This window comes from Rhodanobacter sp. 7MK24 (assembly GCF_014842995.1).
Lineage (GTDB): Bacteria > Pseudomonadota > Gammaproteobacteria > Xanthomonadales > Rhodanobacteraceae > Rhodanobacter_A.
In genome coordinates, this window is the sequence record NZ_JACYXL010000008.1 from 159,919 (window position 1) to 176,198 (window position 16,280).

At 63.2% G+C, this 16,280-nt stretch carries 15 protein-coding genes; 3 read left to right on the top strand and 12 right to left on the bottom strand.

Annotated elements, in window-relative coordinates:
* Nucleotides 1–34: 34 nt before the first annotated feature.
* Together IHE49_RS13605 and IHE49_RS13610 are read left to right on the top strand one after the other, a co-directional pair.
* Nucleotides 35–652, top strand: coding sequence for a flagellar basal body-associated protein FliL (locus IHE49_RS13605; RefSeq protein ID WP_192158768.1), 618 nt, complete (start codon nt 35–37; stop codon nt 650–652).
* A gap of 100 nt (nt 653–752) precedes the next feature.
* Entirely contained in the window at nt 753–2,531 is a 1,779-nt protein-coding gene (locus IHE49_RS13610; RefSeq protein ID WP_192158771.1) for a GGDEF domain-containing protein, read from the top strand.
* 3 nt (nt 2,532–2,534) lie between these two features.
* Here the strand turns inward: IHE49_RS13610 and IHE49_RS13615 are convergent, their stop codons facing one another.
* Nucleotides 2,535–3,818 carry a nucleoside permease gene (locus IHE49_RS13615; RefSeq protein WP_192158773.1) on the bottom strand — a complete coding sequence of 428 codons (1,284 nt, stop codon included), beginning with the start codon at nt 3,816–3,818 and terminating at the stop codon, nt 2,535–2,537.
* Nucleotides 3,819–3,973: 155 nt separating this feature from the next.
* Between IHE49_RS13615 and IHE49_RS13620 the strand changes: the two genes are divergently transcribed.
* A complete protein-coding gene (locus IHE49_RS13620; protein WP_192158774.1) occupies nt 3,974–4,603 on the top strand; it encodes a homoserine/threonine efflux transporter in 630 nt (209 codons plus the stop codon).
* 2 nt (nt 4,604–4,605) lie between these two features.
* Here the strand turns inward: IHE49_RS13620 and IHE49_RS13625 are convergent, their stop codons facing one another.
* The 11 genes from IHE49_RS13625 to IHE49_RS13675 all read right to left on the bottom strand — a co-directional run bounded on the left by IHE49_RS13625 (nt 4,606) and on the right by IHE49_RS13675 (nt 16,244).
* Nucleotides 4,606–5,217, bottom strand: a complete 612-nt coding sequence (locus IHE49_RS13625; RefSeq protein ID WP_192158776.1) for a uracil-DNA glycosylase family protein — start codon at nt 5,215–5,217, stop codon at nt 4,606–4,608.
* Between the two features lie 2 nt (nt 5,218–5,219).
* The gene (locus IHE49_RS13630) at nt 5,220–5,951 is read right to left on the bottom strand and encodes a hypothetical protein (RefSeq protein WP_192158778.1); all 732 of its coding nucleotides are present in this window, start codon (nt 5,949–5,951) and stop codon (nt 5,220–5,222) included.
* A gap of 107 nt (nt 5,952–6,058) precedes the next feature.
* Nucleotides 6,059–7,432 carry an FAD-linked oxidase C-terminal domain-containing protein gene (locus IHE49_RS13635; protein WP_192158780.1) on the bottom strand — a complete coding sequence of 458 codons (1,374 nt, stop codon included), beginning with the start codon at nt 7,430–7,432 and terminating at the stop codon, nt 6,059–6,061.
* 127 nt (nt 7,433–7,559) lie between these two features.
* Nucleotides 7,560–9,638 carry a hypothetical protein gene (locus IHE49_RS13640; protein WP_192158782.1) on the bottom strand — a complete coding sequence of 693 codons (2,079 nt, stop codon included), beginning with the start codon at nt 9,636–9,638 and terminating at the stop codon, nt 7,560–7,562.
* Nucleotides 9,635–10,168, bottom strand: coding sequence for a hypothetical protein (locus tag IHE49_RS13645; protein ID WP_192158784.1), 534 nt, complete (start codon nt 10,166–10,168; stop codon nt 9,635–9,637). Before IHE49_RS13645 ends, IHE49_RS13640 begins: the two co-directional genes overlap by 4 nt.
* A gap of 189 nt (nt 10,169–10,357) precedes the next feature.
* Entirely contained in the window at nt 10,358–12,169 is a 1,812-nt protein-coding gene (locus IHE49_RS13650; protein ID WP_192158786.1) for a type IV secretory system conjugative DNA transfer family protein, read from the bottom strand.
* Nucleotides 12,170–12,300: 131 nt separating this feature from the next.
* Entirely contained in the window at nt 12,301–13,626 is a 1,326-nt protein-coding gene (locus tag IHE49_RS13655) for a peptidoglycan-binding domain-containing protein (RefSeq protein WP_192158788.1), read from the bottom strand.
* 44 nt (nt 13,627–13,670) lie between these two features.
* Nucleotides 13,671–14,126, bottom strand: a complete 456-nt coding sequence (locus IHE49_RS18505; protein WP_225578440.1) for a lysozyme inhibitor LprI family protein — start codon at nt 14,124–14,126, stop codon at nt 13,671–13,673.
* A gap of 149 nt (nt 14,127–14,275) precedes the next feature.
* Complete coding sequence (locus IHE49_RS13665; protein ID WP_192158790.1) at nt 14,276–14,605, bottom strand: hypothetical protein; 330 nt, start codon at nt 14,603–14,605, stop codon at nt 14,276–14,278.
* Nucleotides 14,606–14,655: 50 nt separating this feature from the next.
* On the bottom strand, nt 14,656–15,156 hold the full coding sequence (locus IHE49_RS13670) for a DUF4189 domain-containing protein (RefSeq protein WP_192158792.1): 501 nt from the start codon (nt 15,154–15,156) through the stop codon (nt 14,656–14,658).
* The gene (locus tag IHE49_RS13675) at nt 15,156–16,244 is read right to left on the bottom strand and encodes a type IV secretion system protein (protein ID WP_192158794.1); all 1,089 of its coding nucleotides are present in this window, start codon (nt 16,242–16,244) and stop codon (nt 15,156–15,158) included. The genes IHE49_RS13670 and IHE49_RS13675 overlap by 1 nt, the downstream gene beginning before the upstream one ends.
* Nucleotides 16,245–16,280 lie beyond the last annotated feature (36 nt).

Below are 16,280 nucleotides of genomic sequence, written 5' to 3' on the forward strand. Positions count from 1 at the left end.
TCTTTTGGACCCGATGAACCGACGGAGGCACTGCATGAACACGATCTGGCGCAAGCGCTCATGGATGCTTTTTTCGCTGTCGCTGTTGTTGCCGACGTTGGCGCTGGCGCACCACGATCACGGCGACAAGGGCAGCCGCGGGCTGAGCAATGTCACCGTGCTGATCGTGCGGCATGCCGAGAAGCCGGCCTCGGGCAACGGCTTGAGCCCGCAGGGCGAGCAGCGGGCGCAGGACTACGCCGCCTATTTCGATCCGCTGCAGCTCGATGGCCAGAGCCTGCTGCCGGGGCGACTGATCGCCACCAGGGACAGCAAGTCCAGCATCCGGCCGCGCCTCACGCTGACGCCGCTGTCGCAGCGCCTCGGCCTGCCGATCGAGCAGCCGTATGCCGACGCGGACGTGGACAAGCTGGTGAAATCCTTGGGCAAGGACAACCAGTCGCCGGTAGTGCTGATCGCATGGCACCACGGCCACATCGACAAGCTGCTCGAGGCCTTCGGCGGCGACGCCAAAGCCATCACCGGTCACAAGTCGTGGCCAGGCGACGTATACGACTGGCTGGTTGTGCTGCGCTTCGATACGGATGGAAATCTAGATGCCTCGCGCAGCCAACTGGTGCAAGAACACCTGCTTCCAGGCGACGGCGGTTGACGCACCTGCGATGGGGTGATGCAGATTGGCTGTGCCAGGGTGCGACGACGTCGAACAAGCCCTAAAATTCTGGAAAACCGCAGGACAGGGTGGGCTTAGGATGCCGAAGAGGGCGTGGCTGGGTGTGCTGGGGATGCTGGTTGCAGTGCCGGCGGCCGCCGCCTCCATGGATGCGTTCCGCGAGCGTGCGGTGACGAATCCGCACAGCCTGATTGCCGCGGTCCGCCAGCAGCTCGACCGGGCCGGCACCGCATTGCCGCCCGCGCGCGAACGCGAATTGCTGTGGGGCATGGGCACGGCTGCGATCAACAGCAACGACGATGCCGCGCTGGCCGAAGCCACGCTGCGCCTCGACAGTCTTGCAGCGGTGGCGCACGACCCGGTAGCCGCTGCGGCTGCCGGCTTTCTGCAGGCGCGCCACGACATCGCCAACGGCATCAGTGCCGGTCTGGGCGAAGCCTTGCAGGCAGCGAACAAGGTGCTGGGGCAGACCGATCCCCGGATCATGGCCTGGGCGCGTTATCAGTTGTGCGACGCCTACACCCTCGACGACAAACCGGACAAGGCGTTGCCCGTGTGTCAGCAAGCGCTGGCGGGTTATCGCGCGCTGAACGACGAGTTCGGCATGGGCGACGTGGAGAACGACACAGGCATCGCGTTGGCCTCGCAGGACAAGGTCGATGACGCGGCCGCGGCCTACGTGCGCTCGCGCGAGCACTACGCCAAGGCCAAGGCGGGACAGTTGGTGGTGCTGGTGGGCGACAACCTGGCGAAGATGTACCTGAAGCAGGGCCGCGCGCGCGAGGCGATGGCGTTGTCGCAGGCCTCGCTCAAGCAGGAGCTGGGTGCCGGACGCATCAGCGATTCGCTGGATTCCACCACCGACATCGCATTGGCCGAGGCGGCGCTGGGCCAGCATCGCCAGGCCTACGCGCGGATGCGCGAAGCCGTGGTGCGTGCACGCCAGGCCGGCATCAACGGTCAGTTGATCGGGATGCTGCAAGTGGAGAGCCGGATGGCCGAACAGGTCGGCGACCTGCGCCAGGCACTGGACGACGAGCGCGAGGCGTCGCGACTCAACGACACGGTCGATACGCCGGCGCAGCGCCTCGTCGAAACCGAGCTGGAGCAGCGCTATGCCACCCGCGAGAAGGAATTGCGCATCAGCGAGCTGGAACATGCCAATGAGCTGAAAGACTTGCAGCTCAGGGCAGTGAAGGCCGAAGCGGAACGTCGGCGCGAACAGCAGCAGCGCCAACGGCTGGCCAACGCGATGATCGCAATCCTGGCCGGGGCCCTGTCGCTCATTGTCGGCCTGCTCGTTTTGCTGTTGCGCGCGCAGCGCCGGCACGCCGCCGAACTGCGTGCGCAGGCATTGCGCGATCCTCTCACCGGGATAGCGAACCGGCGTGCATTCCAGCAGCGGGCCAGCGAGTTGCTGGACGGGCCGCATGAAGCAGGCATCGCGGCGCACGTGTTGCTGCTGATCGACATCGATCATTTCAAGAGCATCAACGACAGTATCGGCCACCCGCAAGGCGACCGCGTGCTGCGCATCCTCACCGATTATCTGGGCGGCGCGGTCGGCGCCCCCTGCTTCGTGGCGCGCATCGGCGGCGAGGAGTTCGCCGTGCTGTGCCCGCGAACCGGCCTGGCCGCCGGCATGCGGATGGCTGAGCGACTGCGCGCGGGAACCGCCGCACTGACCATGCCCGACGACCTGCCGCTGGAGCGGCTGACGATCAGCATCGGCGTGGCACCCTTCGATGGAGTGCGCTGCCGCGACCTGTCGAGCTGGATGCGCGCCGCGGACCTCGCGCTGTATGCGGCCAAGTCCGGTGGACGCGACCGGGTGATGGAGAGTCGCTTGCTGGACTGAGGCTCAGTGCGTGGGCATGCCGCGGGCGGCACCTGCGTTGTGGCGATGCCTGAACAGCGGTACGAACAGCAACGCCATCACCAGTGCGTAGCCGGCGAAGGCCAGCCAGATGCCATGCCAGTCCTTGCAGATCAGCAAGGCATCGTTGCAGGTGTGGTCGGTGAAGAAGTGGTCGATCACGAAGCCGGCGATCAGGCTGCCCAGCACCGCGCCAACGCCGTTGGTCATCAGCATGAACAGCCCCTGCGCGCTGGCGCGGATCTTCGGGTCGGCCTGCCCCTCGACGAACAGCGAGCCGGAGATGTTGAAGAAGTCGAACGCCATGCCGTACACGATGCACGACAGCACGATCATCCACAGGCCGCCGAGCGGGTCCGGGTTGCCGAACGCGAACAGGCCGAAGCGCAGCACCCAGGCCAGCATGCTCATCGTCATCACCGCCTTGATGCCGAAGCGTTTCAGGAAGAACGGGATGGTGAGGATGAACGCGGTTTCGGAGAACTGCGAGATCGAGATGATGATGGTCGAGTACTTCACCGTCAGCAGATTCGCGTAGGCCGGCACCTTGACGAAGTCGCTGAGGAAGGCGTCGCCGTAGGCGTTGGTGAGCTGCAGCGCCGCGCCCAGCAACATGGCGAAGACGAAGAACACCGCCATGTTGCGGTTCTTGAACAACACGAACGAAGTGAGGCCGAGGCGATCCGTCAGGCTGCGGCTGTGCGTGGCATCGAGCTTGGGTGGGCACTTCGGCAGCGTGAACGCGTAAAGGCCCAGCAGCAGCGAGGCGCCCGCGGCCACATAGAACTGCGCCGGCGACGCCTTGAAGCCGAGCAGGCTGGTGGTCCAGGTGGCGGCGATGAAACCCACCGTGCCCCACACGCGGATCGGCGGGTAGGTGCTCACCACGTCCTGCCCCTCCTGCTTGAGCGCGTTGAACGCCACCGTGATGGCAAGCGAGATGGTGGGCATGTAGAAGCACATGTACAGCAGCACCACCCAGAACATCTGCTGCGGGTCGGCCGCGTGCGGTATCGCGAACAGCACCAGCGCGCCCACGATCTGGAACAGGCCGTACAGGCGCTCCGCGTTGATCCACTTGTCCGCCACGATGCCTGCCAGCGAAGGCATGAACAGCGAGGCGATGCCCATCGTCGAGAAGATCGCGCCGAAGCTGGTGCCCGACCAGTGCAGGGTCTGGAACCACCACGTGCCGATCGTCAGCAGCCACGCGCCCCAGATGTAGTACTGGAAGAAGTTGAGGACGACGAGGCGGAGCTTGAGGCTCATGGGTCTGGATCCCCTGTGCGGCCGGGGACGATCCCGTGGCCATGCTGCTTGGAATCGGGCGAGAGTAGAGGAAGCTCCGGCTGTGCAGCAAGGCGCGGCGCATCGTCCGAGTGCGGCTAAACTGCGCTTCCGCCATCCCGTCCGGAGCGTGTTGCATGAGCTTGTTCCTGACCATCGCCGTGGTCCAGCTGATCGCCCTGATGAGCCCGGGTCCGGATTTCTTCTACGTCTCGCAGACCGCGGTGAGCCACTCGCGCCGCGAGGCGCTGGCTGGCGTGCTGGGCATCACGCTGGGCGTGGCGGTGTGGGCTGCGCTGGCGTTGCTCGGCCTGCAACTGCTGCTGCATCGGGTGCTGTGGCTGGAGCGAGCGATCGCGGTGTGCGGCGGCGCCTATCTGTGCTGGATGGGCCTGAAGATGCTGCGCGGCGCGCTGTCCGCGCCTGCCGGCGGCGCGCCGATGCACGCGGTGAAATTGGCCGACGGCGCGTGGCGCGCCATGCGCAACGGCCTGTTCACCAACCTCGCCAACCCCAAGGTGGTGGTGTATTTCGGCAGCATCTTCTCCGCCTTCGTCGGCGATGGCCAGAGTGCCTGGGCACGCTGGGGGCTGTGGCTGATGGTGGTGGCCGAGACGCTGCTGTGGTTCGCCCTGGTGGCCGGCGTGTTCGCGCTGCCGGCAATGCGCCGGGGCTACCTGCGTCTGCGACGCTGGATCGACGGCTGTGCCGGTGCGGTATTCATGCTGTTCGGCCTGCACCTGATCTTTGCCAGGCGTGGCGCCTGAGGTTACCCGGCAAGCGCTGCCGCAACCTGTCGACGCAGCACCGGCAGCAGCTCCGCCTCGAACCATGGATTGCGCGTCAGCCACAGCCGGTTGCGCGGGCTGGGATGCGGCAGCGGCAGCACGCCGTGCGCGAGATGCTCGCGCCAGGCCAACACGGTATCGGTGAGCGTGCGGCCGCGCCGCTCGCCGAGCAGGCCGACTTGCGCGTACTGGCCGATCGCCAGCGTCAGCCGAACCTGCTGCAGATGCGGCAGGAGGCGCGGGTGCCAGGTGGGCGCGCACTCCGGGCGCGGCGGCAGATCGCCACCCTTGCCGGTGCCGGGAAAACAGAAACCCATCGGTACGATGGCGATCTTTCCCTCGTCATAAAAAGCACCGCGGTCCACGCCCAGCCATTCGCGCAGGCGATCGCCGCTGACGTCGTTGAAGGGGATGCCGGTTTCGTGCACCTTGCGTCCCGGCGCCTGGCTCACGATCAGCAGCCGCGACTGCGGCGACGCCTGCAATACGGGACGCGGTCCCAATGGCAGGTGTGCTTCGCAGATACGGCAGCCGCGGATCTCGGCCAGTAGCGCTTGGAAGGCTGCGACGTCGTTGCTGGCGGACGCATTCATGGTTACGCCGGGACATCCGGCAGCGGAGGCGGTTTGGATGCGGCGATCAACCTGCGTCGTACTATCAGGAACCAGACCGCGCCGAGCGGGATCGACAGGCCGAGGACCAGTGGTCCGTAGACTTGCGCTACGGCCGATCCGCTGAGCAGCTGCACACTCAAGGGCTGGAACGAGAACTTTCCGCTGCTCCAATCGAAATGCAGCGTAGTCACCCCGACGAGAGTGAACAGCGCCCACAGCCATTTGCGTCGCGCGATAGGCGTGCGCAGGCACAGCACGAAGGCGTACACGCACAACAACACGTCCGCGATGAGCAGGGCGAACATCAGCCAGTGCGTGACGCTCTTGTCCTTGAAGGTAAATGCATTGCTGGCCTCCAGGGGGCCGGCGAGGCGCTTGGCGCGCAGGCCTTCGAGCATGAGCTTGCCGCCTTGCCGTTTTAGCATGACGTTGGCGACGACCCAGGTGTCGCGAAATTCGTACTCATACGTCAAGTTGAACACGACGCTCTGTTCATGCGAGCCGAACTTGCTGAAATGGGTGGTATAGGCGCCGACGGTTTTTACGGATTCCGGTGGATTGTCCGGGAATGTCGAAGCCACACTGCGCAACTTGCCGTCGATGTCCGGGCTGAGGTACTTCGGATCGAGCTGCGCCTTCACGGCATCGATATCGCCATTGCGCAACTGGTCGATGATGGTCTTGGCCGAGGACGATTCGGCCTTGGGCTCCATTCTGTCGATGAGTGCCTGCTGGCTGCAGGCATTCAATGCGAGACACAGCACGGCCACTACTGCAAGCAACACACGCTTCATGCGATTTCCCTGTCGAATGCGAGCAACTACGGTAGCAGCTTGCCGGGATTGAGGATGCCATCGGGATCGAATGCAGCCTTGATGCCGCGCATCAGGTCAAGTGCTTCGCTCGACAGCGCCAGCGGCATGAACTCGCGCTTGACCACGCCGATGCCGTGCTCGCCCGAGATCGTGCCGTCCAGCGCGATCACCAGCGCGAACAGCGCGGGCAACGCGGCGTAGGCGCGTTCGATCTCGTCCACGTCGCGCGGCAGCAGGTTCACGTGCAGGTTGCCGTTGCCGGCATGACCGAAGCTCACGATGGGCACGGCATGCCTTTCCGCCAGTTGGCGCACGCCATCCACCAGCTCGGGCAGGCGGCTCACTGGCACCACCACGTCCTCGTTGATCTTGTGCTGCGTGGCGGCGCGCTGGGCGAAGGAGAGCGCCTTGCGCGCGGCCCACAGCGCGCGGGTCTGCGCCTCGTCGCGGGCTACCTCCAGTTGCACCAGGCCGTCCACGCGGGCGGCGGACTCGACGGCGGCCACAGCGCTGTCCAGTGCGTCCGGCGCACCGTCCAGCTCGATCATCAGCAGCGCTTCGGTCGAGGGTATGCCGGCTTCGGGCTGATGCTCGCGGGCCAGCTTCAGCGCCAGCGCATCCATGAACTCCAGCGCGCATGGCGTGGCCGGCTGCGCCATGATGCGCGCCACTGCCTGTATCGCTGCCGCGGTATTGCGATACGTGGCACGCAGCGTGCGCACCGCCAGGGGCTTCGGCGTGAGTTTGAGGGTGGCCTCGGTGATCAGGGCCAGCGTGCCTTCCGAGCCGACCAGCAGGCGCGTGAGGTCGTAGCCGATCGCGCTCTTGGTGGTCTGCGCGCCGCAGCGGAAGCTTTCGCCGTTGCCGGCCACGGCGCGCAGGCCCAGCACGTTGTCGCGGGTCGAGCCGTATTTCACCGCGTGCGGCCCGGAGGCGTTGCAGGCAAGGTTGCCGCCCACCGTGCACCATGGCGCCGAGCCTGGATCGGGCGCCCAGAAGAAGCCGTGCGGCGCCAGTGCCTGCTGCAGCGCCTCGTTCGTCACACCCGGCTCCACCACGGCGAGGCGGTTGTCCGGGTCGATGCGCAGGATGCGATCCATGCGCATGAAATTCGCCACCACGCCGCCTGCCATCGGCACCGAGGCGCCGGTGGAACTGGTGCCGCCGCCGCGCGCGGTGATCGGCACGCGATGCTCCCGGCAGGCGCGTACCAGAGCCTCTACTTGTACATGCTCGGCGGGGAATGCCACCGCATCGGGCAACGCGTCGAGCCGCGAGTTGTCGTGTGCGCAGGCAAGGCGATCGGCTTCGGCGATCGAGAGTGCCCCGGGCGGCAATGTGTCGTGCAGAAGATTCAACAAGGCGGGTGCGAGCGGCATCGCACCAGTTTAGCGATGTACGCGCGACATGGTTGTTGCACGTGCCAGGCAACTCGATCCTGGCCGATGACCTGTCATCGAGCCGGTGTCATGGCTACGTACCGACCTCGTGCGTGCGGGGAGCTTGCTATTGCCCGATTTGCGCGCCGTGAGCCTGGGATTGGCCATGGATATGGGCCTGCAGTTGATTGGCTTGCTGGATCTGGTGAATGGAGTGCTGCGGATCGGGCGAAGGTGTTTTCACGTCCACCGCGACGGGGGGCCTGAGTTCCGACACCGTCATGAAATGCATGATGCCGCGGCTCTCGTCGTAGGCGATCGGGCCGATGTTGTCGTGGGTGATGCCGCCGGCGTGGCAGGCCGCGGTGAACTGCAACAGACGCTTTTCACCGGCCGCCGGGATGCGCTCGTGCAGTTGCTGGTACAGCGCGTGATCAGGGTTTGCCGCATGGCGTGGATCATCATGCGTATAGGGCGATTCCGCCGTCGGACGCGAAAGCGGATGTTGCAGCTGCGCGGCGGTTGTAGGAGCCGCGTCGTGCCCAAACCACTGCCCCGGATGTGTCAGTTTGTCGTAAGCGTGGCCGACTGCGTGCTCGGCGACATCCGCACCGTGTGACACGGCCTGTCTGGTGCTGTTGTAGGCCTGCGAGGCCGCGTGCTCGGCGGTGGCGATGCCTTGCGAGACAGCTTGCCGGGTATGGTCGTAAGCCTTTGCGGCGGTGTGCTCGGCAGCCTGGATGCCGTGCGTCACGGCTTGTCGAGTGTCGTCATAAGCCTTGGCGGCCGTCTGTTTGGCTGCATCGGTACCGTGCGACACGGCCTGTTTGGCATGGTCATAGGTCTGCTCGGCTGCATGGCCGGCGTCTTCGACTGCTCGATACTTACCGACGGCGCGGTTGACGAGATGAATGACCCCTGCCTGGACCTCGGAGCTGTGGACGGCTGCATCGATGGTTCGTGCGGCGCGGTGCGTGCCGCGTTCGATCGCCTCTTGGGTGGCGTGCAGGCTGTTTGCGGCGAGGTCGCCTATGGCATGTGCCGCCTGTCCCTGCAAATGCGCGGCTTCGCCGGCGATGGTGCCTGCCAGCGGCGCGATGGGATTGACGGGCGTCATAGCGTCGCCCGCCTTGTGTACTGCCGTTGCCACATGCTCAAACTGTGACTGCACATATTGGCCGCCCGCGTGCGCAGCGTCGGCGCCTGCTTGCAACCCGTGTTCCGCACCCAGTACGACGCCGTTCTGCTCGACCTTCTTCTGTATGAGCGGATCCACATTCACCGTCAGGTATTCGTCCAACTGCTTGCGGATGTCCGGCGGAAGTTGCGCGCGAGCGCCGTGGCCTTGAGCTTGGCGCAACGCTTCGGACAATTCGCCGCGCTCGCGATAGACATCGTTGCGGTAGGCATCGATGGCGGCCTTGTTGTCTGCGTAATTCCTCTCGCATTGAGCTAACGCATCTGGATCAAGGACGCTTGCCATGTGGTCGCCGGGACCGGGGGCGAAGTGCTTGATGCTGTGGTCATCCAGGCTCATGGCCAGGAAAGGATTGGGCGCCTGCGCACCGGCTGGCGGATCCAGGTAGCGTCCAGACCGCATGTTCTCCAGGTCCTCTGGGCTGGCAAGTGTCGCAACACGACCGTTGTGATGACTGGCGGCGCTGACCACATCGCCCGCCATCACATAGTCGATGATCTTGCTGCCGCCCTCGGGCACGCCGTAATCCAGGCTTGCCGCTCCATAGGCGTTGAAGGTCGCACCGCTCAGGCCGTACTTGTACGCCTCGATTTCAGCCAGGGTGCCGCCCAGCGAGTGGCCGGCGACGGTGATCTGGTCCGTCGAGATGCCCTGCATCTTCGCCTTGTCGATTATTTCTCTGGTGAAGTCGCTTGCGGCGGCCTCCTGCGGATTGATTCGATCGCGCACCATTGTTGCATCGACGGCAATGTCCTGGAGTGTCGTGAGGGTGTGGCTCGTGATGTCCTTGATGGCGGGATCGGTGCCGCGGTAGGCGATGATGATTTCGTGCGTGGCCACGCTTTGATAGGCCGTGGCGTGGAAGCCCGAGGTTGAATCATTCCTGTAGCCAATGATTTTGTACTCGGCGCCGCCCAGGTAAACGGGCTTGTTGTCGTGCAGGTAATTTGGGTGGTTTGTGTAGGCGTCGCTGGCGGCATCGGCTTGTTCCCTTGCTGTTGGACTCACGGCCCGGCCTCCTTGATGGTGACCGTGATCGGGAAGAAGTCCTCGGGATGCTTGGCGACTTCAGGGGAGTTTGGCAGGAACTCCAGCGCACTCATGTCGGTAAAGGAGCGGTCCTTGTAGGCGCTCTTCTTGAAGTACTCGGTGTACGACCCGGCCCTGATCGCTTGTTCCAGGCCTCTCGTCGGAGAGAACGTTGCGCCGTGTACAACAAAAACCGGACCCATGCCCGTCGCGTCCCAATGGCAGACGCCCTTGCCGAAATAGTTTTCGTCTTGCAGCAGGTCGCGATGGAAAAGGCCCTTCCAGGTTTTTCCATCCATGCGGGTCATTTCGAATTCATGGCTGACATTCGGGATGTTCCGTCCGCCAGTGAATGCCCCCTGCGGCACGCAGTCCACATTGACGACGTCGAAAAACACCGTGCCGCTTACCGAATCCCATGGGCCCGGAGCCTCAGTCGTGGCGGTGATTTCATAGCGCTTGACGGGGTGTGGGTTCTTTTTCGGGTTGCTTGGGTCGCCGTGTGCCATGGAGCATCCTGTGATCGCGGTCAAGGTGAGGAACAAGACGGGTTGGATTCGAGATTTCATGATTGGAAGTGAGCGCCATACAAGCATGGGTCGTGGAGATGGTGATCGGGTCCTCAAGAATCGGTGCTGATGCTTCATCGTCGGGTTTGGGGTAGGTCGGGTCGAAGTCTTCTGGAGTCGCGGCACGACCTACTGCGCCAACCACGTCGCAGCTTGTCCCTGCTGCGGCCGAACGATGTTCCTTGTCGCTTCGCCTGCAGGATTGCGGGCTATCGGTTTGATTTTTGCCGGAGGCAAGTCGGCTCTCGCCTTGAGCTCTTTGTCCCTGAAGAACCAGTTCTTGCGTGCGCGGATAGGTTTGCAGCCCTCGTAGAAGATGATCTCCTCATCCTGCGGAAGCTCCTTGATCTCCTGCGGAAGGAAAAGCGCACGCTTCTCTTCGCTGTAGCTCGTCGAGACCTGGTTGTTGCCACGGCCACGGCTTTCGCTGCGCTGTTTCCTGCGCACTGTCTTGTAGCCGAGCATTTCGCTGTATTCGTTGGCGTCGGCCTGTTCGCGCGGGGCGAACACGATCTGTGCGCCGTGATTGGTGATGAAGTTCTGCGCGTCGTGGTCGCCATAGGTCGAGCGCAACTGCGACCGGCTCTGCACGATGCACAGGTCGCGCACGCCGTAGCTGGCCGAGATCGAGATGCGCTTGGCCCACACGTCCACGCGGCCCATGGCAGTGAATTCGTCCATCAGCATCAGCAACTGGTATTTGAGGTCGGGCTCTTCGCCCAGCTGCCTGCCGAGGTTGGAGCCGATCACGGTGCTGAAGAAGATGTTCAAGAGCTTGCTGCTCTCATCCAGCTTGTTCGTTGGGATGATGACGTAAAGGGTGGTGGGGCGCTTGCGCAGCGCAGTGACGTCGAAATCCGTGGCGTTGGTGGCGGCTGCCAGGATCGGGCTCAGGAACTGCTGCAATGGTGCCTGCACGGTCGCGATGACCGAGGAGAAGGTCTGCTCGGCAAGCCCCAGAAGATTGCCGAACACGGTGCGCGTCTGCGTGCTGACGCAGGCATAGGCCGGATCGGCGAGAATTTGCTGCAACGTCTCCCTGCTGCTCTTGCCGCCCATGCCGCTGGAAAGACGCAGGATGCGTTCAAGGCTGGGGAACAGAGCAGACGTGTCCGGATCGAGCCGCATCGACACGGGACTGCCGGCGTTCTGCTGGGCCAGCACCTGGGCGTCCCAGACCTCGAACATGAAAGAGGCGAAGGCGGCGAAGGCGGCGCGCGACTGGCTGATCCAGAAAGGATCCTTGCCCGTCTCGTCCGGGTAGAGGATGGCCGACATGGTCTGGATTTCGCCGAGGCGCTTGCCGGGATCCAGACCGGCCATGAGGGACATCGGATTGAAACGGTGGGTGTTTCCGGCATCGTCGTAAGGTGCCCACACGCGAATGGAGTGGCCTTGCGCTTCCCTCCAGCCGCTGGTGGACTTGAACAACTCCCCCTTGAGATCGAGTACCACCATCGACTGGGCGTAGGAAAGCAGCACGGGAATGGCGATGCTGGTGGTCTTGCCGGACCGAGTGGGCGAAATGGCGATCGCATGCTGAGCGCCGTTCAACCACAGGTAGTGTCCCCTGTACTTGCCGACGAGAATGCCCTGCGGAGTCTGCGTGAGCAGCCCGGCTTTCTTCAGGTCATGCAGACCGGCGAAACGGGCGTCGCCGTGCAGGGATTCGACCCTGCGCCGGGACAACGGAATCAATAGCAGCAGCCACGCAAGCAGGGGCAGTCCGAAGCCGAGGCCACCGGCCAGCTTGATCTTGCCGGCGTATGGCGCGTATTGCGGCAGGCTGGCGGCCTGGTGGTACTGCCACCAGGTATTCCAGGTCAGGGGCGAGCCCTTCAGGCCGAGCAGCCACAGCGTGAGCCAGTCAGCGAAGTAGAGGCCGCCGAGCAGGGCAACTAGGAGCGTTATCACCGTGGAAATCAATTTTCCCTGACTCATCCTTCACTGCCTCGTTGAATGCTTGGATGACGATGCGGTAGCCGACGATCATGACGCCGCCTTGCCCCGAGGCAAAACGGAAGGCGTGGTTGCCGAGCATGGGCTGGCGAGTCATCGGCGATCCATTCGCATCACAGGACCATGGCTTGGGCAGGTGCGGACGGTTGAATGACCGGTGCCTGCGGCGCGATGGACGGTGGCGGTGCGGAGGCTGCCATCGCGGAGCTTTGGGCCATCGGCGTCTGCAAGGCGGCCACGGTATCGACGGAGCCAAACTTCGCCATCTCCATCGGCGATGTCGGATGCTGGGCGATGTAGACCCGGCTGCCGTTGTCGCCGAGGGCCACCTGGTCGATGCGCGTCATGCCTTGCTGTTTGGCCTCGACGGCCAGCGATGCAGCAAGGTTGAGACGTTGCTGATCGGTAGGGTGGCCATGCGCATCAAGGGTACGCACGCCGGCCAGCGCCTGCTCGTACAGGGCATGGTCGGGATTTTTCGGATCGCTCAGGGCGTGCGCCATGGAATGCTGCCGCAGTGCCGAGTGCATGGCCTGTTGAGTCACGGGGCCGGCCTTGCCGTCCATGGTGAGGTGGTGGTCGTGCTGGAAGCGTTCGACGGCTTGACGGGTATGGGGGCCGAAGTCGCCGTCGACCTTGAGCGACTGGTTCCGATCCTGGCCGTAGCCCAGCTTGGAGAGGTCGGCTTGCAGGGTGGTGACGGCAGGGCCGTGGGCGCCTTGTTCCAGTGCCTGTCCATGCGCGGCATGGATATGCGCCGTGTGCCTGGAGAGTGTTTGTGGAGCCGTGCTTTCCTTGGCGGCAATTTTTTCGCCAGCTAACTTCAGCAGGTCGGCTTTTTCGTTCCTTGCCCGGTTTTCAAGCGAGGCCCATTGCTTGGGGGAATGCGTGAACAGCGTTTCGTTGTGTTTGATCTTGTAGTCCTGCACGGCCTCGACGACATCCGCATCCGAAAGCTTGGACAACTCGTAGTCCTTGCCGAACTTTTCGTGCAGACCTTTCTCGAAAACGTCGGGACCATCCGCGCCGTGCCAGTGGTTGGGGCCGAACTGCACGGAGGTGCTCCACAACGCATCCTGCACGGCGGGGCCGCGTCCGGTCAGGTCGATCCCCTCGGACTTCAGCCGGGCGACCAGTGCGTCGTAGTGCGTTGCTTTCATCACGTCATACTGATCCCGGGCAAAGCCGGGGTCGTTTTGCGCAAGCTCTTTCCATTTTGCATTGAATGCTGGCGTCACGGGTTCCAATCCCTTGAACTGGTCCCGATAGACCGACAGGTGCAAAAACTCTTTCATCGAGCCGCCGTCCGGCTGCGTGGAAAACTGGTAGGTGCCATAAGAGACCCCGCCATAGTCACCCTTGCCGCTGGAAATCGTGCCGGGGCCGTGGCCTTCGTAATGCGCAGAAGTTTGACCAAGATGCCATTCGGGTTGTGCCATGTCCTTCTCCTCTCAGGCCAAGGTGTGCGGCATGATGCTCCGAGTCAGTTGGTGGATTGGCGTGCTTCCAGGGCAGCGGCGCGTTTCGCGGTCTCTTCCATGGCGCAATCGTTGGAGTCCAGGCGTTGCCCTTGGCCTGCATCCGGCGGAGGCGCGCAGTCAGTGTCGCGATGGACGATCCATTTCCTTTCCTCGTCCCGCAACTTGGCTTGTTCGTCCTTGCTCAACCGCGCCATCAACGTCTTGTAGACCCGGTTCAGACGCTTGTCCTGATATGTGTACTCGTTGCCGATGCAATCTTGCATGTCCGGCGTTACGCCATCGGCCGCCTTGAGGCAGGCGGAATAAGAGGCTCGAATGCCATCGGAATCCAACTGTGCCGGCGTATTTGAACTCTGGGCTTGTGCAACATTACTCGCGGCCAAAAGAGCTGCGAATCCGATCTTCAAGCGAATGGCAAAAAACGGGGTCGAGTTAACTTTTGTATTCTTGCGAGCCATAGTCAAAGCCGAATTGTGGGGGTGCGAGTTTATGGATGGTACGCAGTTCATCTTGCGCCGAGTCAGCAGACGATTAGCCGATGGATAAGTGAGCCGGCTTCTGGTTTTGGAAGATAGTACGCACTGCACTTTGACCACTGTTTTGCGGGTCAGCCGGAAGCGCGCATGCCGTACTCGGCGATGATGGTGGCGAGGATGCCGGAGTTCTGGCCCTGGCTGCCTTGGCATTGGGACAGCCACTGCTCGCGGTTCGCGGCGGTGGCGGGCCAGTCAATGCCTTCTTCGTCGTAGATGTACAGGCTGGGGGAAAAGAACGCCTGGACCGGGGCGGTGCATCCCTGGACATTGTTCTTGCCCTGGGTTTTGCCTGCCATGCAGAGGAAGCTGGCGCAGACGTTGTCCTGGGCGTGTACCGGGGCCGTGGCCAAGCTGGTGATGGCGCCGAGGGCAACGGTGGCGAAAAGGGCGTGAAGTTTCATGACATGTCTCCTGGTTCATTCCGTTGCAGGGGGCTATTCAAACACCGGGTTTACTGGACGCGGACGGGGTGGGCGCAGGCGGTGTAAACGACCTTGCAGTCGGAGGCTCCTTTGGAGCAGCTAATTAGTGCATTTTTCTGAGCATCTTCTGCGTGTAATGCACCTGCAGTTGATTCAAATTTTGTTCCCCATGCAAGCGCGGCGCACTGATTATAATAAGCAAGCGAAACTTTGCAGCTTTGGTTGGTGCTTTTCGATGCACAACGCTGAAGCGCTTCAGCAATCGCGGCGGACTTGCTGGCCTGATTCTCAGAGACGCCAACGCTGGAGGTGTTGTCGATAGCGATGGCGCCCCAGCGGTCAGCCCAGACCACCTGTGGTTGCTGCGGTCGAGCCTGCCTGTCTTGCAGACTGTCCTGATAGCCGGGTACCTGATCCGCCGGCACGCACTGGCCACCATCCTGTGCGCCATAACCGCATTGTTGCGCATGGCCGGCAATCGATACGCAGAGCAGGCCGCCGAATAGAGAGATCAAGGGCCATCGTTTCATCAGCCGTAGGCTCCCGTGTTTGGGTTATAGGACTTCACGGTATCGTCACCACTACCACCGAAGCCGCTCGGGCCGGTGATTTGTGGCGTGTTGCCACCCTTCGAATTTGGATTGGCTGTAGTGTTGGTATTCCCCGGTGGCAACGCCTGATGCGGATGAGCCCCCAACGCTGTCTGTTGTCGGGAGCTGGCCATGCCCTCGCCGATGCGCCCGAACGGACTGAAGAAGTTCACCTGCCCCAACGTGCCCTGGAAGAAGGAAGCCGCCATGGGCGGAGCGGAGATGAGAAGGGTGGAGAGGATCAGGCCGATACCACCCTGTTGCAGGGCCATGGAATTGAGGCCATCGGTGGATGTACTGCCACCAGTAATGGCCATCGAGGCGACGTACTGGGCCACGTAGGCGGCGGTGACGGCCGCGAGCATCTTCATGGCGATGGTAACCATGATGCTGAGCACAGCCAGCGAGAACACGGTGCCGATGCCGTAGAGCAGCCACTTCTGGAACAGCGGGGCGGTCTGCTTGAACAGCAGGCACAGGATGAACAGCGGCCCGAGGCCGATGAACAGCGCCAGCGCCACCTTGTTCAGCAGCAGCGAGCCGGCGATGACGGCCGGGCCGGCCACGCCGATGCCGGACATCCACTTGTCGCGGGTAAGGTCGCTGGCGATGTTGCCGTTGCCGCCATCCTCGATGGTGTCGATGGTGGACATGGCGATCTGCATTTCGGCGAGGTTGGTATCGATCTGCTGGAAGGGGCCGGTGTTGCTGTTGGTGACCAGTTCCACGATGGCGGTGGAGGTGCCGTCGGTGAGCGTCCAGTACAGCTGCGAACCGGCCGCGCCCATGGAGGTGGCCGCCATCACGATCACCACAGCGCGCAGCGAATCGCCCACCAGCATCATCATCGGCTGCTGCGACTGGCCGGTGACGATGCGGTAGCCGTGGAACATGACCCACAGTGTCACCACGATCAACGCCACGCCACCGATCAGCATGGTCATGTTCGTCAACAGGCTGTTCTGGAAGATGTAGATCTCGTTGCTCAGCCAGTTGTTGATGATGGTGAAAAAGACGAACGAGCCCATGGTTCAGGTTTCCTTGTCGAACAGGGTTCCGGTGAA